Source organism: Ochrobactrum sp. 19YEA23, from assembly GCF_029909865.1.
Taxonomy (GTDB): domain Bacteria; phylum Pseudomonadota; class Alphaproteobacteria; order Rhizobiales; family Rhizobiaceae; genus Brucella; species Brucella gambitense.
Window position 1 is genome coordinate 1 of sequence record NZ_JASAMQ010000007.1, and the last position, 23,824, is coordinate 23,824.

Sequence of the window (23,824 nt, forward strand, 5' to 3'; positions counted from 1 at the left end):
TATGACTACGATCGGGCTACGCCCTCACTTCGTCACACCCCGGCGCGAGTCTCATCCTGATTGACGCTGAATCTCACCTAGATTGCCGCTATGCAGGATTACCTTTCACAGTGAAACTGGCGTGCGGATGTGTAGGCGATTGATTTCCTTGACCACTACGTCCTCAGCGTCTCGTAACTTCTCCGGTTCATTCATGTTCCAAGCGCGTCCAGAGCGGGACGATCAGTACGGCTTCACCCTAGGGGCGTCTCTCCGCCTGACTGTCGCTTATATCTCGGATCGAAAACTCCGCTTCCGTGATGTGCGGGCGGTGGCAGGGCCCAAGTATGGCCAAGGGCCAGAGTCAGAGACGGGGAGGGAGGATTTAGCTACCCCACATGAATATCTTTTCGGCGAGCCGTTTATCGAGCCATTTTGTGCGTTGATCCAAGTACTCTAAGCCGCTGATTGGCAATAATGCGTACATTAAACCGCTATCATTCAAAGGCGCGCCAAACACCTTTTCCGCGTCCGATTCGCTGCGTGAAAGAAAGACAATGGCATCGTGGCCAGTCACGGCGTAAGGGGCAAAGTGAGCAAGTATATTGCGGAAGGCTCGCAGTTCTTCGATCTCGTCCAAAAACTTAGAGGTTATTTCTTGATCGGATTCAGACTGCCCTAGCTTGTCTACGCAGGATTTTAAAGTAGAAACCAACGAGTAGATGGGAAGTTTCAATATCGGATGTTTTCCAATTTTCTCAGGCAGCTTTCCGCTTTTGTGGGCCATTTCAATGGCTCTTCTTAGATTTAGCTCGATAAAGCTAAATCGGATCACGCAGCGACCGATCCGACTTACAGTCTCATCGCTGATTGTCTCCACAGCTTCAAGAAAATCTCCCGTTTGCAATGTTTGATCAACATGAAGAATTTCTTTGGTTGGATATGCCGATGGAATAGCCAAATTAATCACTCCCTAAATCAGAACGAACCAAATGCCCTGACCGGGGGTGGCCGTCAATTCCGACTGGCGTTTCTTTCTTGCGGAAAACCAGGATTGCCGCAGCCGGATCCCTTGCCAACATCGTCCGCGCCCGCCACCTTAAATAGCGAAAGGCGGGAATAATGCAGATATTCGATTTCATCAGCCAAGACGAATTGGATGAACTTCCTGAAGATGATAATGCTGCATTTCTTGAGTTCGTCCGGATATCTCGCAGACGTCTGCAAGAACGCTTGAATCAATTAAACGGAAATGACGAAAGCGATTGGCATATAATTGAAGAGGCTCGTCACGGTTTTATGAACGTCGTAATAGCGTCCGCTAGACGGTTTCGAGTTGAGCCGTTTGCCACAATGGATGTTCCTCAAATCAAGAATTTTTCCCAAAATGAATATCAACAATTTGTTGCTGATCTAGATCATTATATGACGCAGCTGCTACTGGATAGCCGCATTGCGAAGCGTCAAGAAACCGTTGGTTTATCGCCTGCCGCCAAGGATAACATCCGAACAAAGCTGCATCATCTACGAGAGGCGTTGGAACGCTCAGAATGCGACGAGCGTACTCGTGCGCGGCTTCGGGCGCGTTTGGATGAATTCGAGAAAGATCTTGAAAAGAGCAGGATCAACATCTTGGCAGTGGCGCGAGTAGCCATTGAAATCCTTGCGGTTCCGGGTGCTTTGGCTGGCACTTACGATGTGTCAGTCAAAATGATTAATCAGATAATGCAGACTATCGGCAAAGAGAAAATTGATGAAGACGAGCGCCGACGTCTGCCGCCAGTCGAAAAACCAGCTGCACTTATTCCGCCTCGCGCCGAAGAGAAAAAGAAATCAGAGCCCGACTTCAGTCGTGATCTAGACGACGAGATTCCATTCTAGGCGCTTTACCTATCCGCAAAGATCGCGCCCCTTCTTGCGGCTTACTATTCCGCGTTTAACGAGGAACTCGCGATAATAGAAAGCACGTAACGGCGAGAGCGGCAATAACGCCGCCCATCACGACGATGCGATCTGAAATCGTGATATCCAGCATCTCAGTCTCTGTTCTTTTCGGTCCAGACCGTGAAGCCTATTAGAGCGAACAGCGAGAACATCATTGCGCTAAAAAATGAACAAATAGGCTCATATAGGTCCTCCAGGCGAATTAACTCGCTTGGCGGAAAAAGGTTCAACGGGGAAGTAAATATAGACCAGAAAGCCCTGATCAGCAGGGTGTAACGTACTGACCAGGGCTTGCGCACGGGGTGCCATCGGATTGGAAAGCCATGCGCAACTCGAGAAATATCGTGCGCAATACGTCGGACAAGGGGCTGTACGAGTTTTTGTACGATAACGTACGCTGCATCTGGCGGCACGCGTCTGAGTTTCGACGGCTACAGAGAGTAGCCGTAAGCCGCCAGTGCGATCCCGCCGACCACACCAATAACCGACCATCCCAGCATGCTGATGCCCATGAAGCTGTGATAGGGTTTATCGGAGACTTTTTTAAAAGCCATCGCGACCAGCAAATTGGCTACGGCACCAAAGATCAAGCCGATACCGTTGGCGACGTAGGCGGCTGGGTGAAGTGCCATGCTCTGCATGAAATACGGTCGCAGCAGAAAAGTCGCGCCCACCATACCTGCGATCAGCACGAAAACTGAGACCATGCCGAAACCGGACCATCTTATAAGCATTGTCTAAATTACCTCTGTCTTGGGGAAGATCGGGCGGTAATGACTCTTGCTTGGTCGATGGACAACCTTTTTCTCAAGATTTTCCCAATAGAAACGTTACTCACGCGATGACGAAGCTCGGGCGGTTTGGTCTCTGTTTGAGGAGAAGGACGCAGCCAGTCGCGTTTATGATCTAAACAAGATCAATTTCTTCGCGGAGAGGCTTGGTCTTTGAAAGGCAAACGGGCCGCTTAAAAGCACTTGGCTAGAAGGCTGCCAACAGGAATAAGGGCCCCGGATTTCTCCAGAGCCCCTCCGCGTAAGCGGGTTGATTATCTGTGGTAAGATAAGCCACCCCAAATTCTACCTTCGTCACGATGACGGCCACCGTGTATGGCCCCGATGTAGGCCGCCACAGCGGCAACGAGAGCAGAAGCTGCAAGCAAGAATGCAGTGAGAATGCCAGTTATTCTGGCCTTTTCAGCAGTTTCAGCCGCTTGAGCCTTTACTTCTTCAGCAGCTTTTTCCGCTTGTGCTCGAGCGTCGGCGACTGCCTTCTTTGCTTCTTCCACTTTCGCCTGGGCTTCGGAGCGCAGGGCCTGAACGCGTTCAACGGTCTGGTTCACGCGAGGTTGGGCGTCATTTTGACTAAGCCCCGTCCGAGTGGCGACTTGGTTTGTGAGCCAAGCGCGATCTGCGTCAGAAATTTCCCCGGTACTAAGCAGGTTGCCCAAAATACCGCTTATCTGACGTTGGAAATCCGCCAAGTTCTGTGCTTCCTGACCAGCTACGGAGCTTCCTTGGGCGTCTGTGCGCAACAAGCTATCTGTAAGATAGTCTAATGGGTTTGTTTTCAATCCTTGCGGCAACATCTGTACTACGGATGGGGCGGCGGCTTGTCCTGCACCTTGCGCAAGCCCGGAAACAGCTTGCCCTGCACCTGAAATGACGCCGCCCGCTAACTGACCGGCGCCCTGAGCGGCGCTGCCGACAACCGTGCCTGCAGTTTGTACTGCTGTCTCAGCCGCGCTGCCTACCGCTTTTGCACCACCTGAAATAGCGCTGACGAGTAGTAGCGTGGAAACGATAGTCCCCAAGCCCCATACGACCAAGCCATTCAGGCCGTCCCGAACGGTCAGTTCGTCACGGGTTGCGGTTCCCGCGGGGCGGCGCATTCTTCCGGTGATATATCCACCGAGCATATAAGAGGCGACCGTCGATATGACGATAAAGAGCGCCGTAATAACGAGCCATACGGTACTTATATCCCCGCCTTCATCGACGGAAAATGAGCTTAAGCCAAGGCCGCTAGCGAATGTGGTTAGGACGGCCATCACGCCTGATGCCACTGTAGCGCCAGCAAAGATTGCCGCCCAGTCTACATAGCCGCGATCAGACGTCTTTTCTACGACAGTTGGATCTACCATCAACGTAACCCCAGAAAAGAGAGAATGAACAACACGATGACAACTAGTCCTACTAAATAGATGATAGAGTTCATGTTGATTGTCTCCTATCGACAGCCGAGCACTTGGATTGTATTTCTGTACTGCGGTGGGTTTTCCAACTGGGACAACTCGCTAGCTAGCAAAAGGTTTCAGCAAAAGGCGATTTATTGCGTGATCAATCCTTTGACCTATCCGGATAGGGCTCTTTCGGAACCTTGATCTTCGGATTTCCTGGAGCGTTTGATTGTTCGTGTGTAGGTTTTTCTTGATGATCGCTTGGCTCGACCTGGGACGGTTCAGTTGTTGATTTCTCTCTCACCAGATCGGGATCGGACCATGGGTTTCTTTTTTGTGCCATCGCCTGTGCTCCAGTTTGCTGGCCTTCTTTATTCTTGAAGCCCGACGTTCTCTACAAACGTCGGGGTCGCGCTCGACAATTGAGGTGTATGACCTTGCCGCGCGCTTTATCCGCTAAGCTTCGTACGACCTTGCGGATAATAAATTGCCCTGCCCATAGAAGAGCTAGGGCTGGGCTACGCATATCCCCGGTGTTAAATTCCCCGGTGTTAAATGTGTTTCGGACGCTCGGCGGATGTCATCACCTCGTGGAAAACTGCCCGCGTGAGAAATTGTTCCATGTCAGGCGATCGGATCATATTCCGCGGGAGCACTAGGGCCTGTCTGAGCATGCAGGGCTGGCGGTTGGGCGAGTTGGGGCTCCCAAATGTGAGACGCAGATATCTCGCCAGACGATGTAGGAACCGTGTCCGCCCGCGCCGGGAACTTAAATTACGACATAGCGTTAATCGAGGGACAGAGATGCAGTTACCTGCCTGTCTCATCAACTATCGCTCACTTCCTGCCGGGAATTTTCGGGCGCGTTGACGTAACCAATTCATGAGAGGAGATGAACTATGGCCAAGGAAAAAAATCTTGAAGACCTATTCCACGATACCCTCAAGGACATCTACTACGCTGAACGTAAAATTCTCAAAGCCCTGCCAAAAATGAAGCGTGCGGCACAGTCCGAAGATCTGAAAGCAGCATTCGAAAAGCACCGTGAACAGACTGAAGGCCACGTCGAACGACTCGTCCAAGTGTTTGAAATCATGGGCAAGACAGCAAGAGGCAAGACTTGCGATGCGATTGAGGGGATCATCGCTGAAGGCGAGGAGATCATGGAGGAGTTTAAGGATACCGCCGCGCTCGACGCTGGTCTGATCTCGTCTGCACAAGCGGTCGAACATTACGAAATCACACGTTATGGGACATTGAAGCGTTGGGCGACGGAGCTTGGCATGACTGATGCCGCAAAACTACTCGACCAGACGCTGCAGGAGGAATCCAAGACGGACAGTGATCTGACGAAACTTGCGGATGCGTCAGCTAACCAACGCGCCAAAGCAGCGTGATCATGAGTTAAGGGTGCCGAGTGGCACCCTTTTCATTTGAACATAGATCGCGAAAGAATTGGAGCCAGCCATGTCAGCCAGCAACAAGGCCACAAATGGACGGAAGTCACTCAAGCTTCATGATCAGAAGCTCGACGCAGGCCAAGGCGGAGACCTTCATCAACTCGCCGACGATAAGACGCAAATCATGACTACCGCCCAAGGAGGGCCAGTATCGGATGACCTCAATACGCTCAAGGTCGGCGCGCGCGGCCCGACGCTGATTGAAGATTTTCACTTCCGGGAAAAGATCTTTCATTTCGACCACGAACGCATTCCCGAGCGCGTTGTGCACGCACGTGGCTATGGCGCGCATGGCTATTTCGAAACGACAAAATCCCTCAGCGAATATACGCGCGCCGACATTTTCCAACGCGTCGGCGAGAAAACTCCAGTTTTCGTTCGATTTTCAACCGTTGCGGGATCGAAAGGATCGTTCGACCTCGCCCGTGATGTGCGTGGCTTCGCGGTCAAGATGTACACCAAGGAAGGCAACTGGGATCTCGTCGGCAATAATATTCCCGTCTTCTTCATCCAGGACGCCATCCGATTTCCAGACATGGTTCACGCTGTCAAGGAAGAGCCGGACCGGGCTTTTCCGCAGGCCCAGTCGGCACACGACAATTTTTGGGACTTCATCGGTTTGACGCCGGAATCCATGCACATGATCATGTGGGTCATGTCGGATCGCGCCATCCCGCGCTCCTTCCGCTTCATGGAGGGGTTTGGCGTCCATACCTTCCGCTTCGTGAATGCCAAGGACGAATCGACGTTCGTCAAGTTTCTCTGGAAACCGAAGCTCGGATTGCAATCGGTCGTCTGGAACGAGGCCGTGAAGATCAACGGGGCCGACCCGGACTTTCACCGGCGCGATCTCTGGACCGCCATTCAGACAGGTAACTTCCCGGAATGGGAGTTGTGCGTGCAGCTTTTCGATCAGGACTTCGCCGACAGCTTCGATTTCGATGTGCTCGATCCGACAAAGCTGATTCCGGAAGAAGTCATCAAGCCTGTCCCGGTCGGGCGGCTGGTGCTTGATCGTATGCCAGACAACTTTTTTGCCGAAACCGAACAAGTTGCGTTCATGACGCAAAACGTCCCCCCTGGTATCGATTTCTCCAACGACCCCTTGCTACAGGGACGCAATTTTTCCTACCTCGACACGCAGTTGAAGAGACTGGGTAGTCCCAACTTTACCCATATTCCGATCAACGCGCCCAAATGCCCGTTCCATCATTTCCAACAGGACGGCCATATGGCGATGCGCAATCCTGTCGGACGAGCAAATTACCAGCCTAATTCGTGGGGCGAAGGGCCGAGGCCTGATCCCGGTCGTGGGTTCCGATCGTTTGCAGCGCAGGAAGAGGGACGGAAGGGGCGCCTTCGACCGGAGAGCTTCGCCGACCATTACAGCCAGGCTCGTCAGTTTTATCTGAGCCAGACCGCTGTGGAGCAACGGCATATTGCAATGGCGCTGACGTTCGAACTGTCGAAAGTGGAAACACCTGTGATCCGCGAGCGTATCGTGTCTCATCTGCTCAACATTGATGCCAACCTTGCGGAAACGGTTGCCGGCAAGCTCGGCATCCGCAAGATGCCGAAGGCTGCGGATGCGATGGCGCCTGTGCGCGACGATCTTGCTCCGTCCCCCGCACTGAGCATCATTGAGAACGGACCCAGCAGCTTCAAGGGCAGAAAGATCGGCGTGCTTGTTGCCAATGGCACTGATGCGCAGGTGCTCAAGGGTATCCGGCACGCCGCGGAGAAGGAAGGCGCAATGGTGGAACTGGTTGCGCCGACGGTCGGAGGTTTCGAAGCATCCAGCGGCGAATGGATGGAGGCCAATCATATGATTGATGGCGGTCCATCCGTATTGTTTGATGCTGCCGCCCTCGTGTTATCGGAAGAAGCGGCCAATCGGCTTATCGGCGAATCCAGCGCACGGGACTTCGTTGCAGACGCTTTTGCCCACTGCAAGTTCATCGGCTTTACAGCGGGCGCTATGCCGCTGCTTGCCCAAGCAGGTATAGAGCCCCAAATGGATGAGGGGCTGGTTCCCCTCGACAATGCACAGGCAGCCAAGGAGTTTGTCGCATCTTGCCGCAAGCTCCGGCTTTGGGCGAGGGAAGATGCCGTCAAGCTTTGACCTTCAGGCGCGCCACTAGGGTGAGAAGATGTTGCGAAATTCATGGCGGTCCGGGCGAAGCCCGGACTGCCCGTGGCGGAAGTGATAGAGTGTCGGCGCTGACACCCTGATCGCAAATGTCCTGCGCCAGATTGCAAACGTGCCCCATTGGGGCACTTTGGATGATCCATCGAGAATCTCAATCGCCAAGTACGTTACGGTAAATCAGTCGCTCGGAATCTGCTCTTTCGCACAGGAGCAATTTAACCCAAACCCTCAAAAGGCAGGGGCTTTATTCGCTCATTTCCTTCAACTCAAATCGCGGTCTTTCAGCAATTTCTCAATAGCAGCATGCACGTCGGATGCCGTTTTGTCGTCGTTGATGCGAAGTAGTCAGCAGAGAAGTTTTTTGAGCGACTCGACTTCACGCTGCTCGATACAGCAATAAACAGCGCCAATGATCAGCCATTGATGTATCTCACACCGTTAGGGTCGGCTACCGCCCCAGCTTCTCCGCAATGCGCTCTTGGGCGGCTGCAGAGCGGGCGGTGTTTTCGACGATAAGGCCGAGGCAGGATATTATTACGCCCGACACGACTGCACTGGCGCCATACATAATAGCGATCGTACCGCCAGTTTCGTAGGCCATAAGGCCGAGTCCAGCCGTTACGACACCAATCGCGATCATTACATAACCAATTGCCTGAGCAATATTCCCCATCAATAACCCTCGGTCCTGATTATCTATCGATCTAAACGTGGCGCTCCGGTTAGGCGAAACAGGTATTCACTATATGGCAAACGCAAAAGAATTGTACCTTTTTGCGATATGGCCGCAGCAGTAGCGCCTCGGCATAGCAGACTGACGCCACCTTGCATTCGCTGGCAAATCGCGTCAGGGCTATCAATGAAGTTCACGTTGTGTATGCCAGAAACTATAACCGTTATACCGTCTGGTATGGCACCAATGGGTTGGATCACAATAATGCGAGTTCCAGACACCCATATCGCGAATATAATGGCAACGGTTGTTAACAATCCTACAATAGGCAATCTCATAATGCACCTAGCTTATTCGAATTGAGAATTTTTGTTTTATCGAGCTAATTGGCGCATTGTTTCAATTACTTTATTGGCCTTGTTTTGAGCTTCGTTTCCAATATTAAAAGCTAACATCTGGGCGCCTCGAACGTTCTGTTTGGCAGATCCGATAGCGTTGAAGCGATATTCCCCGACCTCATCAATGTATATCGTCCCAGAAACACCGCTCCACGACCCCCATGTTACTCCCGTGGTGAACGCGACTAAGCCGGATTTTTCGTCTGAATTGTCTAATTTCCATCCGATCTCTAAAATCGCCTTTGCCGCCAACTTGACTAGTAATGGGCGGGTTCCAGTGAAAGTACCATCGGAATTTAGTTTGACTGATGTGGGGGATACCACCCCCGATGGCGCATTTTCAATCGGCGCTCCGCAACCTATACAGGACGCTGCTTTGTCGGAAATTTCGCGTCCGCACTCCCCGCACTGAATCAATGCCATTTCCTTATCCCCAAATCGCCCCAATTACTTGGAACGATAGAATGGCAGATCGTAATGTATCAAGCGGTTTTATTGTAGGTTACGCGTGCGGCTTACTACCCATTCGCCGACGTCAGCCACGGATACTGCACTCCGAGCTCACGAATAGCTGTTTCTAGGCTATCAAATATCGAGCCGTTGTCGGTAAACGCAGCCCAGTATTCTGCGTGGTAATTGTACTCAGGTACATCATCAATCCAGAATTTTTCCGCGATGCAGCTAATTGCGCCATCCGTCCGTTGAAAAAACACCAGCCTGGTTTGCGCGTCGGGGCTAAGCTCTTGGTGGATTATCGTTCGGCTCATGGTTGGCGGTCGCGTAGGCGGACACCAGGGCCATTTCCGTTTTGATCAATGAAGATGACGCCTGCAGATTCTAAGGCAGTTCGAATAGCTTGCAGGTTGTTGGCGATCGGCACTCGCTTGCCAGTTTCGAAACCACGTATCGTCGACAGCCCGACATTGGCTGTTGTCGCCAATTGCTGCTGTGACCAGTCAAGCAAGCCTCTCGCGGCTCTTATTTGTGAAGCGGTGATGTTCATGGCGCATATGTAGCTTGAAAAATTATTTTGCGCAATGTGAACGAAAATAGTTGACGTGACGTTTTAAGCGCTATAGTTAAGTTTACATGAACGAAAATGGTTCACATTAATTAATAAAGTTCCCGATCGTTAGGCCCTTCATCGGCTATGTAGAGGAGACACCATCATGCAGCACACCGTGCCAGCAAACGCCACTGGCTTGCCCATCGCCATCGACATGCCGATACGGGCCAGGCACCAGCAGCCCCGCAACCTTTGCGCCATGGTTATCGATGGCGAAGCCGTCTGGGTTGATATCAACCGCTATGACGAAACTGGGCGCGCCGTAATCATCGAACATGATGGACGCATTCGCCTGATGGAAATCGAACAGGAACACATCGGCTTTCGTCCGTTTGGCGCTCGTACTGCTTTAGGACAGCGCTTTCAGTCGCCCCACGGCGGTATTGCCCGCAACAGTGTGATCGTTGTCGGGATGGTCATTGACGCACCCATTCGCGGCGGTCGGTTAATTGAGGGCGATTTGTCATGACCGGACTTGAAAGTTACGTGAACGCACTCGAAACGGCGAGACAGACATTCTTTGAAATGGACGATGCTCTGGGCCAGCTTTCATGCGCAATCGACGTGATTGAAGCTCTGACTGAGGGGCATATCGCTAGCAAGGCAACCAACCCGCTGCATCACAATTATCGGCGATTGTGCGAGGCGCTAAGCGACGCATGGCCAACGGTTGTGAAAGCGGCGCCATCACTTCCGGACTTTGGCGATGACCTCTTCCACGAAGGGGCGACGGTTTTCATGGGCGGCAAGTCCTACGTTCTCGGAAAGTACCATCCTGAAATCAAAGCGTGGGATCTGTACCACGGCGGCGAGAACGAAATCACCCTGCGCGCAGATATCCTGCGCAGAAACATCACTGGCATCAAGTTTAAGGAAGCATCATGACCCCGCAAGAACGCCTTGTACAAGCAATCAACGACGCCACGGCTCTTTCGCTGATTATCGGCGATCTGTTCGACAAGGACGACGTAAGACAGGACTTTCTCGCCCGCCAGCTGGTTTCGGCCACGGAACGGATGAACCGCGCTCTAGCAGCCTGGCAGAAGGAACTCTCCGAGGATGGCGAGCCTGAGCAGGCGGCTGCCTAACAAGTTTTCGCGGCCTGTGTGTGCCGCAGCAGCGAGGGTTCTGCATTGCCCAAGTTGCGGGCCAGGATGGCATTCTCCCCAGACCCGGCCTCCAATTGGACCCATAGCTCAATCGGAGAGAGCAGCGGCCTTCTAAGCCGCAGGTTGCCGGATCGTGCCCGGCTGGGTTCTCCATCATCTGCCTCACCAGCAGAAGGTCGCGCTGGCGACGACCGACACGAGGAACACGCCCTGCGCCAGTGAGCACGGCAAATAAAAAGGACGGCGTTATGCCCGGCACCACCCGTAAGCCGCCGTCCTCCGTACTAGCCAAGGACACGAGGAGACTAAAAGCCACCAACCTTGGCGTTTCTTCCGGGTACCACCCCGGCAACCGGCATATGGCCTTCACCACGCCATGTGTCAATCGCCACCAAAACGAGGAATGACTATGAGTAAGACAATTGAGCATAACGGCTGCACGTACGACATGAGCGGAGATGTGGAAATTAGTGTTTTCATCCCCGAAGGAGAGACGGAAGCGCACGTCTTTGCCGATCGCAAATTTATAGGAACCAGAGCGATCCTTGAGCGAGGCATTATCAATGATTGGTGCCGAGAGGCCGAGGGCGATACGATTGTCGGTCGTATCGCAAAAGCTGGTTTGACGATCAAGGACGTTGATGAATGGCTGGCTTCGCGCAAAGAAGCGCAGGCCTTTGAAACCGATGAATTCGGCGGGGTCCAGGTGAAGGCTGCTGCGGTGGATTATGAAGCCATCAACAAGGATGTCGGCGAACTGATGCAGTTCCTAGATTCGAGAATCGGCACGCTCCGGAATGAAATCTTGCGCATTTCAGCCAAAACTGGCGGCGAACATACGAGCCACGTATCGATGAATTTCTATGCTGGCGAGCCGCGCTTGACGGTCGAGCCAACCGAAGTCCCGCTGTTCGATCCGCGCAAGCACGTTGGAGAAACGTTCTCCAAAGTCTGCAAAAGCTGGCGGGAGGATATCGCGGCAGCGACGGGGCCGTCATCCGGTGTTGCAGAGAGCATTGCCCGTTTGCCTGAACCCGACTACGAGGGTCTACTGAAAAGCCAGGAATTCAAGATGGCTGTTCTGGCCGCTGTGCGAAGCGGAATTCAGGCTGGGCACATCAAGCTGTAAAGAAATGCCCCGCCTGCCAAGTCAGTGGGCGGGGTGTGATTCACCGTTCAATATTGTGATGACGTTTCCGACCATATTAGTCATTAAAGCAATCGAATGATATTAGGAAAATGATTAGGAAGGACTCTTATCTCAAAATTTATTTCTTAATGATTTAAATAACATATAAGGAATTAATGGCGCACCCGACAGGATTCGAACCTGTGACCTCTGCCTTCGGAGGGCAGCACTCTATCCAGCTGAGCTACGGGTGCAAACTGGATGGCTGAAAGCCTGATCTGCCGCGTTTCTAGCTGAACCACGCAATCGCATCAATGACTTATTTTCATAAACCAGACTAAATCTGACGCGGGCTGCGTGAATGAGTAACGCGGCGTAAGACTCCTGGCTGAAAGGTCAGCCAGGAGCTCTGTTTTCGAAATGCCTATGCAGGGCGCTTGGCGAGTTCGTTTCCGCCATTCCATGTGCGCAGTCCGATCAAAACAACGATGGCAAGAGCGCATAGAAGAGCCAGAACATAGAACCCGGCATCGTGATTGCCGACGGCAACATCGGCCCAGTTCTTGATCTGCGGCGCGAAGAATGCACCGAGATTGCCGATGGAAACGATGAAGGCGATACCGCTTGCCGCGCCAACACCACCGAGATAGCGCGTAGGGAGGCTCCAGAAAACCGGCTGCGACGCCGTTAGCCCCGGCACCGCAATACATGCTGCAATCAGCATGATCCATGCGTTTCCAGTCAGGCCGATCATGCCCAAAGCGATGGTGCCAGCGGTAACCATCAGGGCGCAGATAAGCCGGTGTTTGCCGGTATTATCTGCAAGCACGGTGAAATAGCGGGTTGCAATCACCGAACACAGCCACGGCAGGCTCAACAGCGTGCCGATGAAGAGGTTCATCTCGCCACCTGACGCCGCATCAGCGAATCGCGACGGGAAGTAGAACGTCAGCGGTGCGGTGCCGATTTGCAGGAAAAAGTAGATCGCGATGAACGCCCACACTCTGGCGTCTTTCAGAACAGAAAGCGCTGAATGCTTGTGCGTGTTTTCCTTGGCAGCTTCTTCCGCTCTCACGACAGTGGTCAGCGCGTCTCTTTCTTCTGGTGTGAGCCAGCTTGCCTTTTCAGGCCTGTCGGTCAGATAGAATAGAGCGATGATGCCCATGAGCGAAGCGCCAAGACCTTCGACAAGGAACATCCATTGCCAGTTGGTCAGCCCGAAAACGCCGTGATGGGTGAGAAGCCAGCCGGAAAGCGGGCTGCCCAGCACCAGTGCCAAAGGCACGCCGAGATAAAACAGACCCGTCGCCTTCGCGCGTTCCTTCGCCGGAAACCAGTAGGTCAGGTAAAGCAGAACGCCGGGATAGAAACCGGCTTCGCAAACACCCAGCAGAAAACGCAGCGAATAGAACACGGTTTCCGTATGGGCGAACATCATCGCCGCCGATACAAGACCCCAGCTTATCATGATGCGGCTAAGCCAGAGCCGCGCCCCGACTTTGTGCAGGATAATATTGCTTGGCACTTCAAACAGAGCGTAACCGATGAAGAATATGCCCGCTCCGAAAGCATAGGCGGCGTCGCTTAAGCCAGTGTCGAGCTGGAATTCCTTTTTGGCAAAGCCGATATTCGCGCGATCCAGAAAGGCCATGATCAGCATCAGCGCCAGAAATGGCAGTAGTCGCCGGGTGGCCTTTCGAACAGCAGTATCAATATGTGCAGCACTCATCTCGATGTGTCTCCTCCTCATCACCTCAAGAATGCGCGCAAGCTAATGGAAACCCGTATATGGATAAAGACTGCAAATATGAATACTTGGAGACGTGGGTGAGGTTTTGAGGCTCATAAGTTTGGCTATGGGTTGCTGTAGAAGCAGCGCAATATGAAATAATTTATATGCAAATAAAGCACACTTCTAATGAATTTATTGATCCTCTAAACAAATGTTACAGCTCGTATTAAAGCGTTGATTTGTTGATCCGCGATTCGCGGAAATCGCCTGTTTCCGCGATCGTTTTTCCTTCTGTTGGCCTTCGGGATTACCAACGAAGATGTCACCACGTTAAACAATTGTCCGCCTGATCGGGCTGCTTTAAAGTTACTAAAACGCCGGTTTTCGCTCAAAAAAGTACAAAATCTGGGTTTTCTAGAAAAATTGGACGCGGAGACAAGTTTCAGGATTCTACGCTAACGACAGAACCAACCCGCACGGCTATCGTCAATCATCCAATAAAGAACATCCAAAACCAATGATTATGGCATCCATAATTCTGTGGCTGCCGGGGTGTCTCTTTGTGTTTGAAGAATTGACATAAGCCGGATGAGTATCGCGGGAGGTTTTTGTGAGCATCATCTTCAAATCTTCGAGTATATCCGCAGAGCGCATGTCAACGCGTCGTATTCTTGTTGCTGGCGGAGCAGGGTTCCTCGGTTCGCATCTTTGTGAGAGGCTCCTGCGCGAAGGCAATTTCGTTATCTGTGTCGATAATTGTTCCACGGGTCGTATTGAGAACCTGCGCAATCTCCTGCGCTATGACACATTCAGCTTCGTTCGCCACGACATCGTCCATCCGCTCGATCTGCCGGTTGATGAAATCTACAATCTGGCATGCCCGGCTTCGCCGCCGCATTATCAGGCCGATCCGGTTCACACGATGAAGACGAGCGTTATCGGCTCGCTTAATCTGCTCGAACTTGCTGCTCATTATCAGGCCCGGATTTTTCAGGCTTCAACATCTGAAGTCTATGGCGATCCGCAGGTGCATCCGCAGCCGGAATCCTATTGGGGCAACGTCAATTCCTTCGGCCCGCGCTCTTGCTACGACGAAGGCAAGCGGTCGGCTGAAACGCTGTTTTATGATTTCCATAAGCAATACGGCGTCGATATTCGCATCGTGCGTATCTTCAATACCTATGGTCCGCGCATGCGCCCGGACGATGGCCGTGTCGTATCCAACTTCATCGTACAAGCCCTCAAGGGCGACGATATCACCATCTATGGCGATGGCTCCCAGACGCGATCCTTCTGCTATGTCGATGATCTCATCGAAGGCTTCTGCCGCCTGATGGGCAGCCAGCCTGCAATCCACACGCCGGTCAATCTCGGTAATCCAGGCGAATTCACGGTACGTGAATTGGCGGAACAGATCATTGCTCTGACCGGTTCGTCATCGCGGATCGTGCAGCGTCCGTTGCCAACCGATGATCCGCGTCAGCGTCGACCGGATATCACGGTTGCCAAGCGCGAGCTTGGCTGGGAACCAGCGATCGCCCTGACGGAAGGGCTGAAGTCGACGATTTCCTATTTCGAGCGCCAGCTGGTCCGACCTTCGGGAGAGCTTGTTGAGGTGGCATGATGACCCAGCAAAACGTACTCGTTGCCGGCGGTGCTGGCTTTATCGGTAGCCATACGGCCAAGCTTTTGGCCGGGCACGGTTTTTCACCGGTCGTCTATGACAATCTGTCGACCGGTCATAAGGCTTCGGTACGTTGGGGCGAATTCGTCGAAGGCGATATTCTCTCGCAGGACAAGCTCATCGCAGCGATTGAGACTTACGATCCTGTTGCGGTCATTCACTTTGCGGCTTCGGCCTATGTGGGGGAATCCGTCACGGACCCGGCCAAATATTACCGGAACAATGTCTGCGGCACGCAATCGCTTCTGGAAGCGTGCCGTTTGACGGGCGGTCGTCCGGTCATCTTCTCGTCCAGTTGCGCTACCTATGGCATTCCAGATCGCTTGCCGATCCGGGAAGGCGAAGTGCAACGCCCGATCAATCCTTATGGACGGACCAAGCTGATCGCAGAACATATGCTTGCCGATTATTCGGCAGCCTATGGCATGCGTTATGCAGCGCTGCGTTATTTCAACGCTTGCGGCGCCGATATCGACGGGGAACTGGGCGAAAAGCACGACCCTGAAACCCATCTTATCCCGCGCGCCATGCTGGCTGCCGCCGGAAACGCCGATGTTCTCGAAGTCTTCGGCGATGATTACGACACGCCGGATGGCACCTGCATTCGCGATTATATCCATGTTGTCGATCTGGCGCGGGCTCACGTGCTGGCCGTCGAACATCTGGTGAATGGCGGCGGTAATCTGGTTCTTAATCTCGGAACCGGGCGCGGCACGTCGATCAAGGAGATCGTCGATGCCATCGGTCGTGTTACAGGACGTCAAGTACCGGTTGAGATGCGCGCGCGTCGGGCAGGTGATCCGCCAGCACTTTATGCCGATCCTGCGGAAGCTGCAGCAAAGCTTGGCTTCACAACGCTCCATTCCGATCTCGATACGATCATTCGCACGGCTGCTCCATTCTTTGGTCTGGAGACGCGATCATGAAGACGCCCCGGATTCCTCCGGTCACAGACAATAAGGAACCATTGCTGACGCCCATTTTCACCGGCCGCAAGCGGGTGGAATATATTATCGGCATCATTCTCTGGGCTATGGCCATCGCCTATTTCTGGCAATGGTGGCTGATCAGCGCCGAACACATCCATCCGGTTGGTTCTGTTCTGGTTACAGCGCTTTTGGCCTGGATAACCATCCTGCCACTCTATTTCATCCTGATTTTCTTCCATGCTGCGCGCCCGACGGGCCCGTTGCGGCTGCCGGAAGGAAGTCGCGTGGCCATGGTGGTCACCAAGGCACCGTCTGAGCCGTTTGAAGTTGTCTCGGAAACATTGCTGGCCATGCTAGCCCAGAATGTCCCGCATGACACATGGCTTGCCGACGAAGATCCGTCACCGTCAACGCTGGACTGGTGTCGTGAGCATGGCGTGTTCGTTTCGACGCGCAAGGGACGCGCGGATTATCACCGGCAAACCTGGCCGCGCCGTACGCGGTGCAAGGAAGGCAATCTGGCGTTTTTCTACGATCATTACGGCTATGAGCGCTACGACTTCGTATCGCAGCTCGATGCGGACCATGTGCCAGAACCAGACTATCTCTACAACATACTGCGTCCATTCGCAGACCCGGCAATCGGCTATGTTTCAGCGCCTAGCATCTGTGATCGCAATGCACATGAGAGCTGGTCGGCACGCGGACGTCTCTATGTCGAGGCGAGTATGCATGGCTCGTTGCAAGCTGGTTACAACGGCGGCTTTGCACCTGTGTGCATCGGTTCGCATTATGCTGTTCGGACGGCTGCGCTGAAGGAAATCGGTGGCCTTGGTCCCGAACTTGCCGAGGATCATTCGACGACCCTGTTCATGAATGCGCACGGCTGGCGTGGCGTTCACGCACTGGATGCGATTGCCCATGGCGACGGTCCGCGAACCTTTGGCGATCTCGTGACGCAGGAATTTCAGTGGTCACGCAGTCTGGTGATGATCCTTTTGCAGTACACGCCGAAGCTGATCAGCCGTTTGCCGCTGCGCCTGAAGTTCCAGTTCCTGTTTTCACAGGTCTGGTATCCGCTCTATGCCTTCTTCCTGGCTATGACCTTTCTGCTGCCGATCATTATCCTTGCCTATGGCGATAATTTTGTCAGCGTCACATATCCGGATTTCCTGCTTCACTTCATGCCGCAGTCGCTGATGATCTTGTTCCTCGCGTTCTGGTGGCGGTCGAGCAAGACGTTCCGGCCAGTCGATGGCAAGATTTTCAGCTGGGAAGCGATGCTGTTTCTGCTGGCGCGTTGGCCCTGGGTGCTGGACGGAACCTTTGCGGCATTTCGTGACTGGGCAACGGGTTCGTTCGTCGACTTCCGCGTCACGCCGAAGGGCTCTTCTGAAGTCGATCCGGTGCCGTTTCGAGTGCTTGCACCCTATGCCCTCATTTCCATGCTGTCGCTCGTTCCGGTTCTATTGGTCGACGACGCCGATCAAACACGCGGCTTCTACGTCTTTGCCATCATCAATGCGTGCTTCTATCTGTTTCTGATCGGCATGATCATTGTGCAGCATGCACGCGAAAATAAGGTGCGGATGCAAAGCCGGTTCTATCAGCCGGTCCTCGCAAGCAGCTTTATGGCGCTTGTTATGGTCACAGGTTTTACGACCGCTGAACGGGGCCGTGACGGCATTGAAGCACTGACCTGGGGCACGTTGAGCTTTTCAGTATTCGACGACCAATTCTCGGTAGCTGGAGCAGGCGTCGGCGGACGCGACACTCACAAGACAATATTCAACCCTCGTTGGCGCAAGAACCCGTTCAACGGGTCGAGCAACGATAACAATTAGCGGAGAGGCGGGACTTGTTATGAAGATCGCTGTCATTGGAACGGGTTATGTCGGTTTGGTCAGCGGCACCTGCTTCGCCGCCTGGGGGCATGAGGTTGTCTGCGTGGATAAGGACGCGCAGAAGATTTCCGGACTGGAACGCGGCGTCGTGCCCATTTACGAACCGGGGCTTGATGAACTGGTCGAACGCAACTTCGCCTTTGGCCGTCTCAGCTTCACCTGCAATCTGGCGGACGCGGTCAAGGGCGCGCAGCTCGTGCTCATCGCTGTCGGTACGCCAGCACGCGCCGGACATGGCGATGCCGACCTGTCATTCGTCTATATGGCCGCCCGCGAACTGGCTCCGCTGATCGATGACAATACGGTTGTGGTCGTGAAGTCCACCGTTCCGGTCGGTACCGGTGATGTGGTGCAGAAGATTATCGGTTCGGTGCGTAAGCAAGGAACCTTCTCGGTCGCATCCAACCCGGAATTCCTGCGCGAAGGTGTTGCAATTCGCGATTTTCTGGAACCCGATCGCGTGGTGATCGGCGTTGAAGACGAGCGGGCGCGCAAGCTTCTCGTTGAGCTTTACAGCGCGGCGCTGGAGGCAAACGAGACGCCCATCGTGGTGACGCAGCGCCGTACATCGGAGCTGATCAAGTATGCGGCGAATGCCTTCCTCGCCACCAAGATCACTTTCATCAATGAACTCGCCGATCTCTGCGAGGAAGTGGGCAGCGACGTTACCGATCTGGCTCTGGGCATGGGGCTGGACAAGCGGATCGGCACCAGCTTTCTGAATGCAGGCCCCGGCTATGGCGGTTCCTGCTTCCCGAAAGATACGATTGCTTTGCTGCGCACCGCGCAGGACCACGGTGTCGCCCTGCGTCTGGTTGAGGAAACCGTGACCGCAAACGAAGCGCGCAAGCGTCGCATGGCGCTGAAGGTTATGGATGCGCTCGGCGGAGATATTGAGGGCCGGACGATTGCCGTCCTTGGACTGACCTTCAAGCCGGATACAGACGATATGCGCGATGCGCCGTCCATTCCGCTGATCGAAACTTTGCAGCGTTTTGGTGCACGTATACAGGCGCACGACCCGGTCGGTATCGAGAATGCGCGCCGCATCCTGACTGATGTGGAGTTTTTCGAGAACCCCTATGACTGCGTCACAGATGCGGACGCCGCTGTGATCGTGACCGAATGGGACAGCATTCGCAAACTCGACCTCGCTCGCATAAAGCGCCTGATGCGCCGGGCTGTTCTCGTTGATCTCAGAAATGTTTTTTCCCGAACCGCGGCCGAAAGACTTGGATTTCGTGTTTCGACCATCGGTCGCCCCGTTCATCTGCGGCAGGAAATAAAATCAATAAACCCGCTGCCGCAGGCGCGCGTCCGCCCACCACAAGAACCCCAGGCGGGCGCGCGCAATCTCAAAGTTGTGGGAGGATCAAATGAAACTATCGATGTTTGATACCGGCCGCTCTTCCAGCCGCCGAGGTAAGCTGACTCGTGCATCTCTTGCCCTGATGGCTGGCCTGACGGGGCTTGCCGCAGGCGCAGCCGATGCCGCTGCCATGCCCGGTGATAATGCCCCCACCGGCACGCGTGTGATGACGCCGTTTGAAATCTACACACTTTACCGTGACAAGAACTGGCAATGGGCCGATGGCTCGGGTCAGATGCAGATCACGGATCGTCGTTTCACCGCACGTGTTGATGGCGAAAAGGGCAAAGCCTGGGCCGAAGGTCGCTGGATGATCACCAAGACCGGGCTGATGTGCCTGAAGGCTGACTGGCATACCGATCAGGGCAAGTTTCCGGTCAAGACATGCTTTTCGCACCGTATTGGTGATGGCGTTGTCTATCAAAAGCGCGAGCCCAATGGCGTTTGGTACGTCTTCCGTCATGCCGACGGCCGGGCGGACGACGAAGCGCGCAAGCTCGTATCCATCAGTCTTTCAACGGAACAAAAGAATGGCGCGCTGAAAGCGGAAGCAACGACTCCGCAATCGCCAAAACAATAGAAGGGAGGGGGCCATGAAAACCCCTTATAAGATAGCCTCTATTTTGCTCTGCGGAGCACTTGTCTCCACTGCCGTTTACGCCGCGAGCGGCGTTTCCGGTGCGACAGTCGATACGCGCAATCTGTTCCACGACAAGCGCCCGGTCATCACGCCGAATTCGATCAAGCCCGGCGCTTACGATCCGCACGGGGATTACACAAACGATCCCAACTCGAAGATCGAACATCTCTTCTTGCCATGGGAAGATGTGGATCTGACGAGCCTTGCCCAGGCGGATTCCTATGCGCGAGAACGCGGTCGTGAATTGCTGATCACTATCGAACCCTGGTCATGGGCGCGTGACTGGCGCGTTGCTCCCGACGCACTTTTGAGCGGGATCGAAAACGGTCGTTACGACTCCAACATGGGCGCCGTCTGTTCGGCAGCGTCAAAACTGAAAAGCCCGGTGACCATTCGCTGGGCACAGGAAATGGACGACAAATCGGGACAGTTCACCTGGTCCTACTGGTCGCCGCAGGGATACATTGCCGCTTATCAGCATGTGGTCAAGGTTTGCAAAAAGACTTTGCCAAACGCCAAATATATGTGGTCGCCAAAGGGAGAAGAGGGGCTTCAGGCCTACTATCCCGGTGACGCTTTCGTGGATGTGATTGGCCTCTCGGTGTTCGGCTACGAGCCTTACGACAAGCTGGAGGTTGGTCGTCCCACGAGTTTCGTCGAACGCGCAAAGCCGGGTTATGATCGGGTCGTGGCCTTTAACAAGCCGATCGTGATTGCGGAACTCGGTTATGAAGGCAGCGACGATTATGTCCGGGCATGGGCCGCAGAGGCCAACAAGCCTCAACCGGAATTCCCGGCGCTGACAGCCGTCGTCTATTTCAACGACCGCGAAGTTTATCCTTGGCCAAGGGGTGTCGGACGGCCTGACTGGCGCGTTGCGAACCATCCTTTGGATTAAAACTGAACGTCTAACCCCGACCGTTAAACGATTGGACAGGAAAGCAAAATGTTTTCGATCCGTTTCACAGCCGTGAGTGCGGCGCTGTCCGTACTCCTCGTGGCAGGTGTAGCCGAAGCTGCGCCAAAGCCAAAAACCGACGATGCAACGGCCAAGCTGGCCGCTGCGGCATCACCAATGTCCGCACAGGCGCTAGAGGCGATCTATGCGGGCAAGACATGGAAATGGAAGGATGGCGGCGGCTTCTTTTCAGCCAACGGTCACAAATTTACCGCGTGGTCTCAAAAAGGCAAAGCCTGGTCCTATGGCGAAGGACGCTGGTACGCAACTGACGGCGGAAAGCTCTGCATGCAGGCTTACTGGCGTAACAAGGCGAGCGGCGGTGGCGGAGATATAACCTGCTTCTTGCACCGCGAGAAGGCAGGCGTGATCTACCAAAAGCGCTCTATTGGCGGCGACTGGTACGTATTCCGGAATAACCCTCCGAAACAGACCGATGAAGCGCAAAAGATTGTGCGGGGCGATCTGGTCGGGAAGGGATTGGACCGCATGAAAGCGATGGCCAAAAAATAAAAGGCGGGGAAACCGGCTCGCCAACTTCGTGCGTTAGGAGTGCATGAGCGGAGTTGGCGGGCTGGTGGTCTTTGGAAACCGACATTTGCATCCTCGATCAAGACCAATGCAAATGCCGGATCCGGACCACGAACATCATTAGTCACGCATGAAGCAGCGCGACTTTTGACCAAAGCCGCTTGGCGTGCAGACAAGGGAATTGCCGCCGAAATATTGCGAAGCCGAGACTTTAATCACCTTGCCCATCGGGTTCTTATTGTAACGGACTTCGTTATTGACGCGATACTTGACGAGATAAACGGAACGCGTGTCATTCTTGGGCTTATGGTTGTCTTTCGCCTGGGCGTTTGCTGACAGGCACAAAGTGGCTGCGATACCGATTGCCGCCGTTGCTACCCATTTTACGCTTTCACGGCGTACAGCATTGAAAAATACATTGTTCATGCGACTGCCTCCTGTTGGTTATTTTGGAGGTGTTTTAGCAAGCGCGTTTTAATATTCCTGCCGGAAATTCGAGACAATTTTCATCAAATGGGATGTGAAGCATATATCCCATGAAAGGCGCGCGCCTGTCTACTGTTAGCTATTGCTAATATAGCATGCGAAGGATGACAGATAGCAACCAAGCCTCTTAGCAATTGGATTTGCTTAGGAATTTGAATTACGAATGCGCGCTGAATGATTTTTCCAAAAATGGAGAAATAAAGACAAGTTTTTACTTTCATACATGAAACTAATTTAATCTTTCGCCGGCGAATTCGATTTATTTAATTTTACCCAATGCTATTATCTTAGCATAAAGTCTAATACCGAAATGCACCGCCTGAAATGAGCAGTGAAATTAGGGATTTTCCGTGACGTCCGACAATGACAAGACCGGGCAAGATCTGAATTCGGAATTTGTCGAGCGTCGACAGTCGGTGCGCGTGCCGGTGTCGCCATTGGGCGAAATTAATGGCAGCGTTAACCGGTTGGCGCCTCTGGTTTTCACCACAGAGAGTTTTGAGCCATCCGAGCAGTTTTCCGCCTGGCAACAGCACATGGCACCCTTGCTGGACTTGCGTCTACCAGATGGAACTCGCCCCAGTGAGTGCTTTATGGCCTCTCAAACCGTGTGGGACCTGGGTGGCATGCTTCTCATCCAGCAGACAGCACCGGCCTTCAGCTATGAGAGGCCGAAGGAAAAGGTTCGTTTCAGCTCGATTGACCATTGGCAGATCAGTTTCTTGCGCAGCGGTCATAGCTGGACAGGCGTTGACGGTCGCGTCGCCGAAAACGAGCCGGGAATGATCGATATGCGCTCGCTCGGCTATCCGTTCCGGGGGCGGGCGATTGCTTCGGAATCTGTGTCCCTGATCATTCCTGTCGACCAGTTTGCCGGTCGCGGCGGAATGCCCGAAGCCAGCAACAATGTCACTCTGGGCGGTTACCGCGCCAAGTTGCTGATCGATTTCGTTACAAGCCTCGAGGACGGTCTCGGGCGCGCTACCAATGAAGACTTGCCGGGTTTGCGGGACAGTCTGCGGCAGATCATATTCGATACGATTGCGCCGCTGGTAAAGAAAATCGATGTCAGCGAGCAGATTTCCCAATTGGGATTGATGACCAAGGCGCGGCGTTTCATTCAGAAAAATCTCATGTCGCGGGATTTGACGCCGGAAGCTTTAAGCCGTGAGCTGGCCGTTTCTCGCACGCATCTGTACCAGCTTTTTGAAGGGTCGGGCGGCGTCCTGAACTATATTCGGCAAAGGCGACTGTTCGCTGCCCATGCCATGCTGGCAGAGGCTAGCGAAAATCGAAGGGTGGCGGAGGTTGCCCTGGCTTTCGGCTTTGATTCCGCCGCCAATTTTACCCGGGCGTTCACGCAGCAGTTCGGCTACAGCCCAAGCACTGTGCGCAAGGCATCTTCAAGAACAGATGCCATCGCGGATATGCAGCAGGATCAGAACCAGCCAGCGACGTTCGAAACATTGTTACGAACGCTTGCCATGTTCGACGCATGAGGAACTTTT

The 23,824-nt window shown here is 53.7% G+C and carries 23 protein-coding genes and 2 tRNA genes; 16 read left to right on the plus strand and 9 right to left on the minus strand.

Features of this window, described 5'->3' with window-relative positions:
• Positions 1-364 precede the first annotated feature (364 nt).
• Positions 365-940, minus strand: a complete 576-nt coding sequence (locus QBD01_RS17330; RefSeq protein WP_280993855.1) for a hypothetical protein — start codon at positions 938-940, stop codon at positions 365-367.
• Between the two features lie 161 nt (positions 941-1,101).
• On the opposite strand from QBD01_RS17330, the gene QBD01_RS17335 reads away from it, so the two are divergent.
• Complete coding sequence (locus QBD01_RS17335; protein ID WP_280993856.1) at positions 1,102-1,860, plus strand: hypothetical protein; 759 nt, start codon at positions 1,102-1,104, stop codon at positions 1,858-1,860.
• Positions 1,861-2,354: 494 nt separating this feature from the next.
• On the opposite strand, the gene QBD01_RS17340 is transcribed toward QBD01_RS17335, so the two are convergent.
• Complete coding sequence (locus QBD01_RS17340) at positions 2,355-2,630, minus strand: hypothetical protein (protein WP_280993857.1); 276 nt, start codon at positions 2,628-2,630, stop codon at positions 2,355-2,357.
• Between the two features lie 338 nt (positions 2,631-2,968).
• The gene (locus tag QBD01_RS17345; RefSeq protein WP_280993858.1) at positions 2,969-4,063 is read right to left on the minus strand and encodes a hypothetical protein; all 1,095 of its coding nucleotides are present in this window, start codon (positions 4,061-4,063) and stop codon (positions 2,969-2,971) included.
• A gap of 935 nt (positions 4,064-4,998) precedes the next feature.
• On the opposite strand from QBD01_RS17345, the gene QBD01_RS17350 reads away from it, so the two are divergent.
• Both QBD01_RS17350 and QBD01_RS17355 read left to right on the plus strand, forming a co-directional pair.
• A complete protein-coding gene (locus tag QBD01_RS17350) occupies positions 4,999-5,496 on the plus strand; it encodes a ferritin-like domain-containing protein (protein WP_011982994.1) in 498 nt (165 codons plus the stop codon).
• Positions 5,497-5,566: 70 nt separating this feature from the next.
• Positions 5,567-7,681: a catalase gene (locus tag QBD01_RS17355; RefSeq protein WP_280993859.1), complete on the plus strand. Its 2,115-nt coding sequence runs from the start codon at positions 5,567-5,569 to the stop codon at positions 7,679-7,681.
• A gap of 475 nt (positions 7,682-8,156) precedes the next feature.
• Here QBD01_RS17355 and QBD01_RS17360 read toward each other — a convergent pair whose 3' ends face one another.
• From QBD01_RS17360 to QBD01_RS17370, 3 genes are all read right to left on the minus strand, one after another.
• Positions 8,157-8,381, minus strand: a complete 225-nt coding sequence (locus QBD01_RS17360) for a hypothetical protein (RefSeq protein WP_280993860.1) — start codon at positions 8,379-8,381, stop codon at positions 8,157-8,159.
• A 374-nt stretch (positions 8,382-8,755) separates the two neighbouring features.
• Positions 8,756-9,202, minus strand: a complete 447-nt coding sequence (locus QBD01_RS17365) for a hypothetical protein (RefSeq protein ID WP_280993861.1) — start codon at positions 9,200-9,202, stop codon at positions 8,756-8,758.
• A gap of 340 nt (positions 9,203-9,542) precedes the next feature.
• Complete coding sequence (locus tag QBD01_RS17370; protein WP_280993862.1) at positions 9,543-9,782, minus strand: helix-turn-helix transcriptional regulator; 240 nt, start codon at positions 9,780-9,782, stop codon at positions 9,543-9,545.
• A gap of 166 nt (positions 9,783-9,948) precedes the next feature.
• On the opposite strand from QBD01_RS17370, the gene QBD01_RS17375 reads away from it, so the two are divergent.
• The 5 genes from QBD01_RS17375 to QBD01_RS17395 all read left to right on the plus strand — a co-directional run bounded on the left by QBD01_RS17375 (position 9,949) and on the right by QBD01_RS17395 (position 12,083).
• Complete coding sequence (locus QBD01_RS17375) at positions 9,949-10,314, plus strand: hypothetical protein (RefSeq protein WP_280993863.1); 366 nt, start codon at positions 9,949-9,951, stop codon at positions 10,312-10,314.
• Positions 10,311-10,730 carry a hypothetical protein gene (locus QBD01_RS17380; RefSeq protein ID WP_280993864.1) on the plus strand — a complete coding sequence of 140 codons (420 nt, stop codon included), beginning with the start codon at positions 10,311-10,313 and terminating at the stop codon, positions 10,728-10,730. The genes QBD01_RS17375 and QBD01_RS17380 overlap by 4 nt, the downstream gene beginning before the upstream one ends.
• A complete protein-coding gene (locus QBD01_RS17385; RefSeq protein ID WP_280993865.1) occupies positions 10,727-10,933 on the plus strand; it encodes a hypothetical protein in 207 nt (68 codons plus the stop codon). Before QBD01_RS17380 ends, QBD01_RS17385 begins: the two co-directional genes overlap by 4 nt.
• A gap of 97 nt (positions 10,934-11,030) precedes the next feature.
• Positions 11,031-11,107 (plus strand) — tRNA-Arg (locus QBD01_RS17390).
• 223 nt (positions 11,108-11,330) lie between these two features.
• On the plus strand, positions 11,331-12,083 hold the full coding sequence (locus QBD01_RS17395; protein WP_280993866.1) for a hypothetical protein: 753 nt from the start codon (positions 11,331-11,333) through the stop codon (positions 12,081-12,083).
• Between the two features lie 177 nt (positions 12,084-12,260).
• On the opposite strand, the gene QBD01_RS17400 is transcribed toward QBD01_RS17395, so the two are convergent.
• Together QBD01_RS17400 and QBD01_RS17405 are read right to left on the minus strand one after the other, a co-directional pair.
• A tRNA-Arg gene (locus tag QBD01_RS17400) sits at positions 12,261-12,337 on the minus strand.
• A 170-nt stretch (positions 12,338-12,507) separates the two neighbouring features.
• Positions 12,508-13,812 carry an MFS transporter gene (locus tag QBD01_RS17405; protein WP_280993867.1) on the minus strand — a complete coding sequence of 435 codons (1,305 nt, stop codon included), beginning with the start codon at positions 13,810-13,812 and terminating at the stop codon, positions 12,508-12,510.
• Between the two features lie 613 nt (positions 13,813-14,425).
• Between QBD01_RS17405 and QBD01_RS17410 the strand changes: the two genes are divergently transcribed.
• From QBD01_RS17410 to QBD01_RS17440, 7 genes are read left to right on the plus strand one after another with little or no spacing between them, the layout of a single operon-like run.
• Positions 14,426-15,439, plus strand: a complete 1,014-nt coding sequence (locus QBD01_RS17410; protein ID WP_392391432.1) for a UDP-glucuronic acid decarboxylase family protein — start codon at positions 14,426-14,428, stop codon at positions 15,437-15,439.
• Positions 15,439-16,425, plus strand: a complete 987-nt coding sequence (galE, locus tag QBD01_RS17415) for a UDP-glucose 4-epimerase GalE (protein WP_280994102.1) — start codon at positions 15,439-15,441, stop codon at positions 16,423-16,425. Before QBD01_RS17410 ends, galE begins: the two co-directional genes overlap by 1 nt.
• Entirely contained in the window at positions 16,422-18,272 is a 1,851-nt protein-coding gene (locus tag QBD01_RS17420; protein ID WP_280993869.1) for a glycosyltransferase family 2 protein, read from the plus strand. The genes galE and QBD01_RS17420 overlap by 4 nt, the downstream gene beginning before the upstream one ends.
• 19 nt (positions 18,273-18,291) lie before the next feature.
• Positions 18,292-19,728, plus strand: coding sequence for a UDP-glucose/GDP-mannose dehydrogenase family protein (locus QBD01_RS17425; RefSeq protein ID WP_280993870.1), 1,437 nt, complete (start codon positions 18,292-18,294; stop codon positions 19,726-19,728).
• Positions 19,709-20,281, plus strand: a complete 573-nt coding sequence (locus tag QBD01_RS17430; protein WP_392391434.1) for a DUF995 domain-containing protein — start codon at positions 19,709-19,711, stop codon at positions 20,279-20,281. Before QBD01_RS17425 ends, QBD01_RS17430 begins: the two co-directional genes overlap by 20 nt.
• Before the next feature lie 13 nt (positions 20,282-20,294).
• A complete protein-coding gene (locus QBD01_RS17435; protein WP_280993871.1) occupies positions 20,295-21,239 on the plus strand; it encodes a glycoside hydrolase family 26 protein in 945 nt (314 codons plus the stop codon).
• Positions 21,240-21,287: 48 nt separating this feature from the next.
• Complete coding sequence (locus QBD01_RS17440) at positions 21,288-21,812, plus strand: DUF995 domain-containing protein (RefSeq protein WP_280993872.1); 525 nt, start codon at positions 21,288-21,290, stop codon at positions 21,810-21,812.
• Between the two features lie 138 nt (positions 21,813-21,950).
• Here QBD01_RS17440 and QBD01_RS17445 read toward each other — a convergent pair whose 3' ends face one another.
• Entirely contained in the window at positions 21,951-22,256 is a 306-nt protein-coding gene (locus tag QBD01_RS17445; RefSeq protein WP_280993873.1) for a hypothetical protein, read from the minus strand.
• Positions 22,257-22,666: 410 nt separating this feature from the next.
• Between QBD01_RS17445 and QBD01_RS17450 the strand changes: the two genes are divergently transcribed.
• On the plus strand, positions 22,667-23,815 hold the full coding sequence (locus QBD01_RS17450; protein ID WP_280993874.1) for an AraC family transcriptional regulator: 1,149 nt from the start codon (positions 22,667-22,669) through the stop codon (positions 23,813-23,815).
• The last annotated feature ends 9 nt before the right edge of the window (positions 23,816-23,824 follow it).

Coding starts and splice junctions, on each gene's coding strand:
- QBD01_RS17335 (WP_280993856.1), top strand. CDS start 1,102: ATGCAGATATTCGATTTCATCAGCCAAGACGAATTGGATGAACTTCCT.
- QBD01_RS17340 (WP_280993857.1), bottom strand. CDS start 2,630: ATGGTCTCAGTTTTCGTGCTGATCGCAGGTATGGTGGGCGCGACTTTT.
- QBD01_RS17345 (WP_280993858.1), bottom strand. CDS start 4,063: ATGGTAGATCCAACTGTCGTAGAAAAGACGTCTGATCGCGGCTATGTA.
- QBD01_RS17350 (WP_011982994.1), top strand. CDS start 4,999: ATGGCCAAGGAAAAAAATCTTGAAGACCTATTCCACGATACCCTCAAG.
- QBD01_RS17355 (WP_280993859.1), top strand. CDS start 5,567: ATGTCAGCCAGCAACAAGGCCACAAATGGACGGAAGTCACTCAAGCTT.
- QBD01_RS17360 (WP_280993860.1), bottom strand. CDS start 8,381: ATGGGGAATATTGCTCAGGCAATTGGTTATGTAATGATCGCGATTGGT.
- QBD01_RS17365 (WP_280993861.1), bottom strand. CDS start 9,202: ATGGCATTGATTCAGTGCGGGGAGTGCGGACGCGAAATTTCCGACAAA.
- QBD01_RS17370 (WP_280993862.1), bottom strand. CDS start 9,782: ATGAACATCACCGCTTCACAAATAAGAGCCGCGAGAGGCTTGCTTGAC.
- QBD01_RS17375 (WP_280993863.1), top strand. CDS start 9,949: ATGCAGCACACCGTGCCAGCAAACGCCACTGGCTTGCCCATCGCCATC.
- QBD01_RS17380 (WP_280993864.1), top strand. CDS start 10,311: ATGACCGGACTTGAAAGTTACGTGAACGCACTCGAAACGGCGAGACAG.
- QBD01_RS17385 (WP_280993865.1), top strand. CDS start 10,727: ATGACCCCGCAAGAACGCCTTGTACAAGCAATCAACGACGCCACGGCT.
- QBD01_RS17395 (WP_280993866.1), top strand. CDS start 11,331: ATGTGTCAATCGCCACCAAAACGAGGAATGACTATGAGTAAGACAATT.
- QBD01_RS17405 (WP_280993867.1), bottom strand. CDS start 13,812: ATGAGTGCTGCACATATTGATACTGCTGTTCGAAAGGCCACCCGGCGA.
- galE (WP_280994102.1), top strand. CDS start 15,439: ATGACCCAGCAAAACGTACTCGTTGCCGGCGGTGCTGGCTTTATCGGT.
- QBD01_RS17420 (WP_280993869.1), top strand. CDS start 16,422: ATGAAGACGCCCCGGATTCCTCCGGTCACAGACAATAAGGAACCATTG.
- QBD01_RS17425 (WP_280993870.1), top strand. CDS start 18,292: ATGAAGATCGCTGTCATTGGAACGGGTTATGTCGGTTTGGTCAGCGGC.
- QBD01_RS17430 (WP_392391434.1), top strand. CDS start 19,709: ATGAAACTATCGATGTTTGATACCGGCCGCTCTTCCAGCCGCCGAGGT.
- QBD01_RS17435 (WP_280993871.1), top strand. CDS start 20,295: ATGAAAACCCCTTATAAGATAGCCTCTATTTTGCTCTGCGGAGCACTT.
- QBD01_RS17440 (WP_280993872.1), top strand. CDS start 21,288: ATGTTTTCGATCCGTTTCACAGCCGTGAGTGCGGCGCTGTCCGTACTC.
- QBD01_RS17445 (WP_280993873.1), bottom strand. CDS start 22,256: ATGAACAATGTATTTTTCAATGCTGTACGCCGTGAAAGCGTAAAATGG.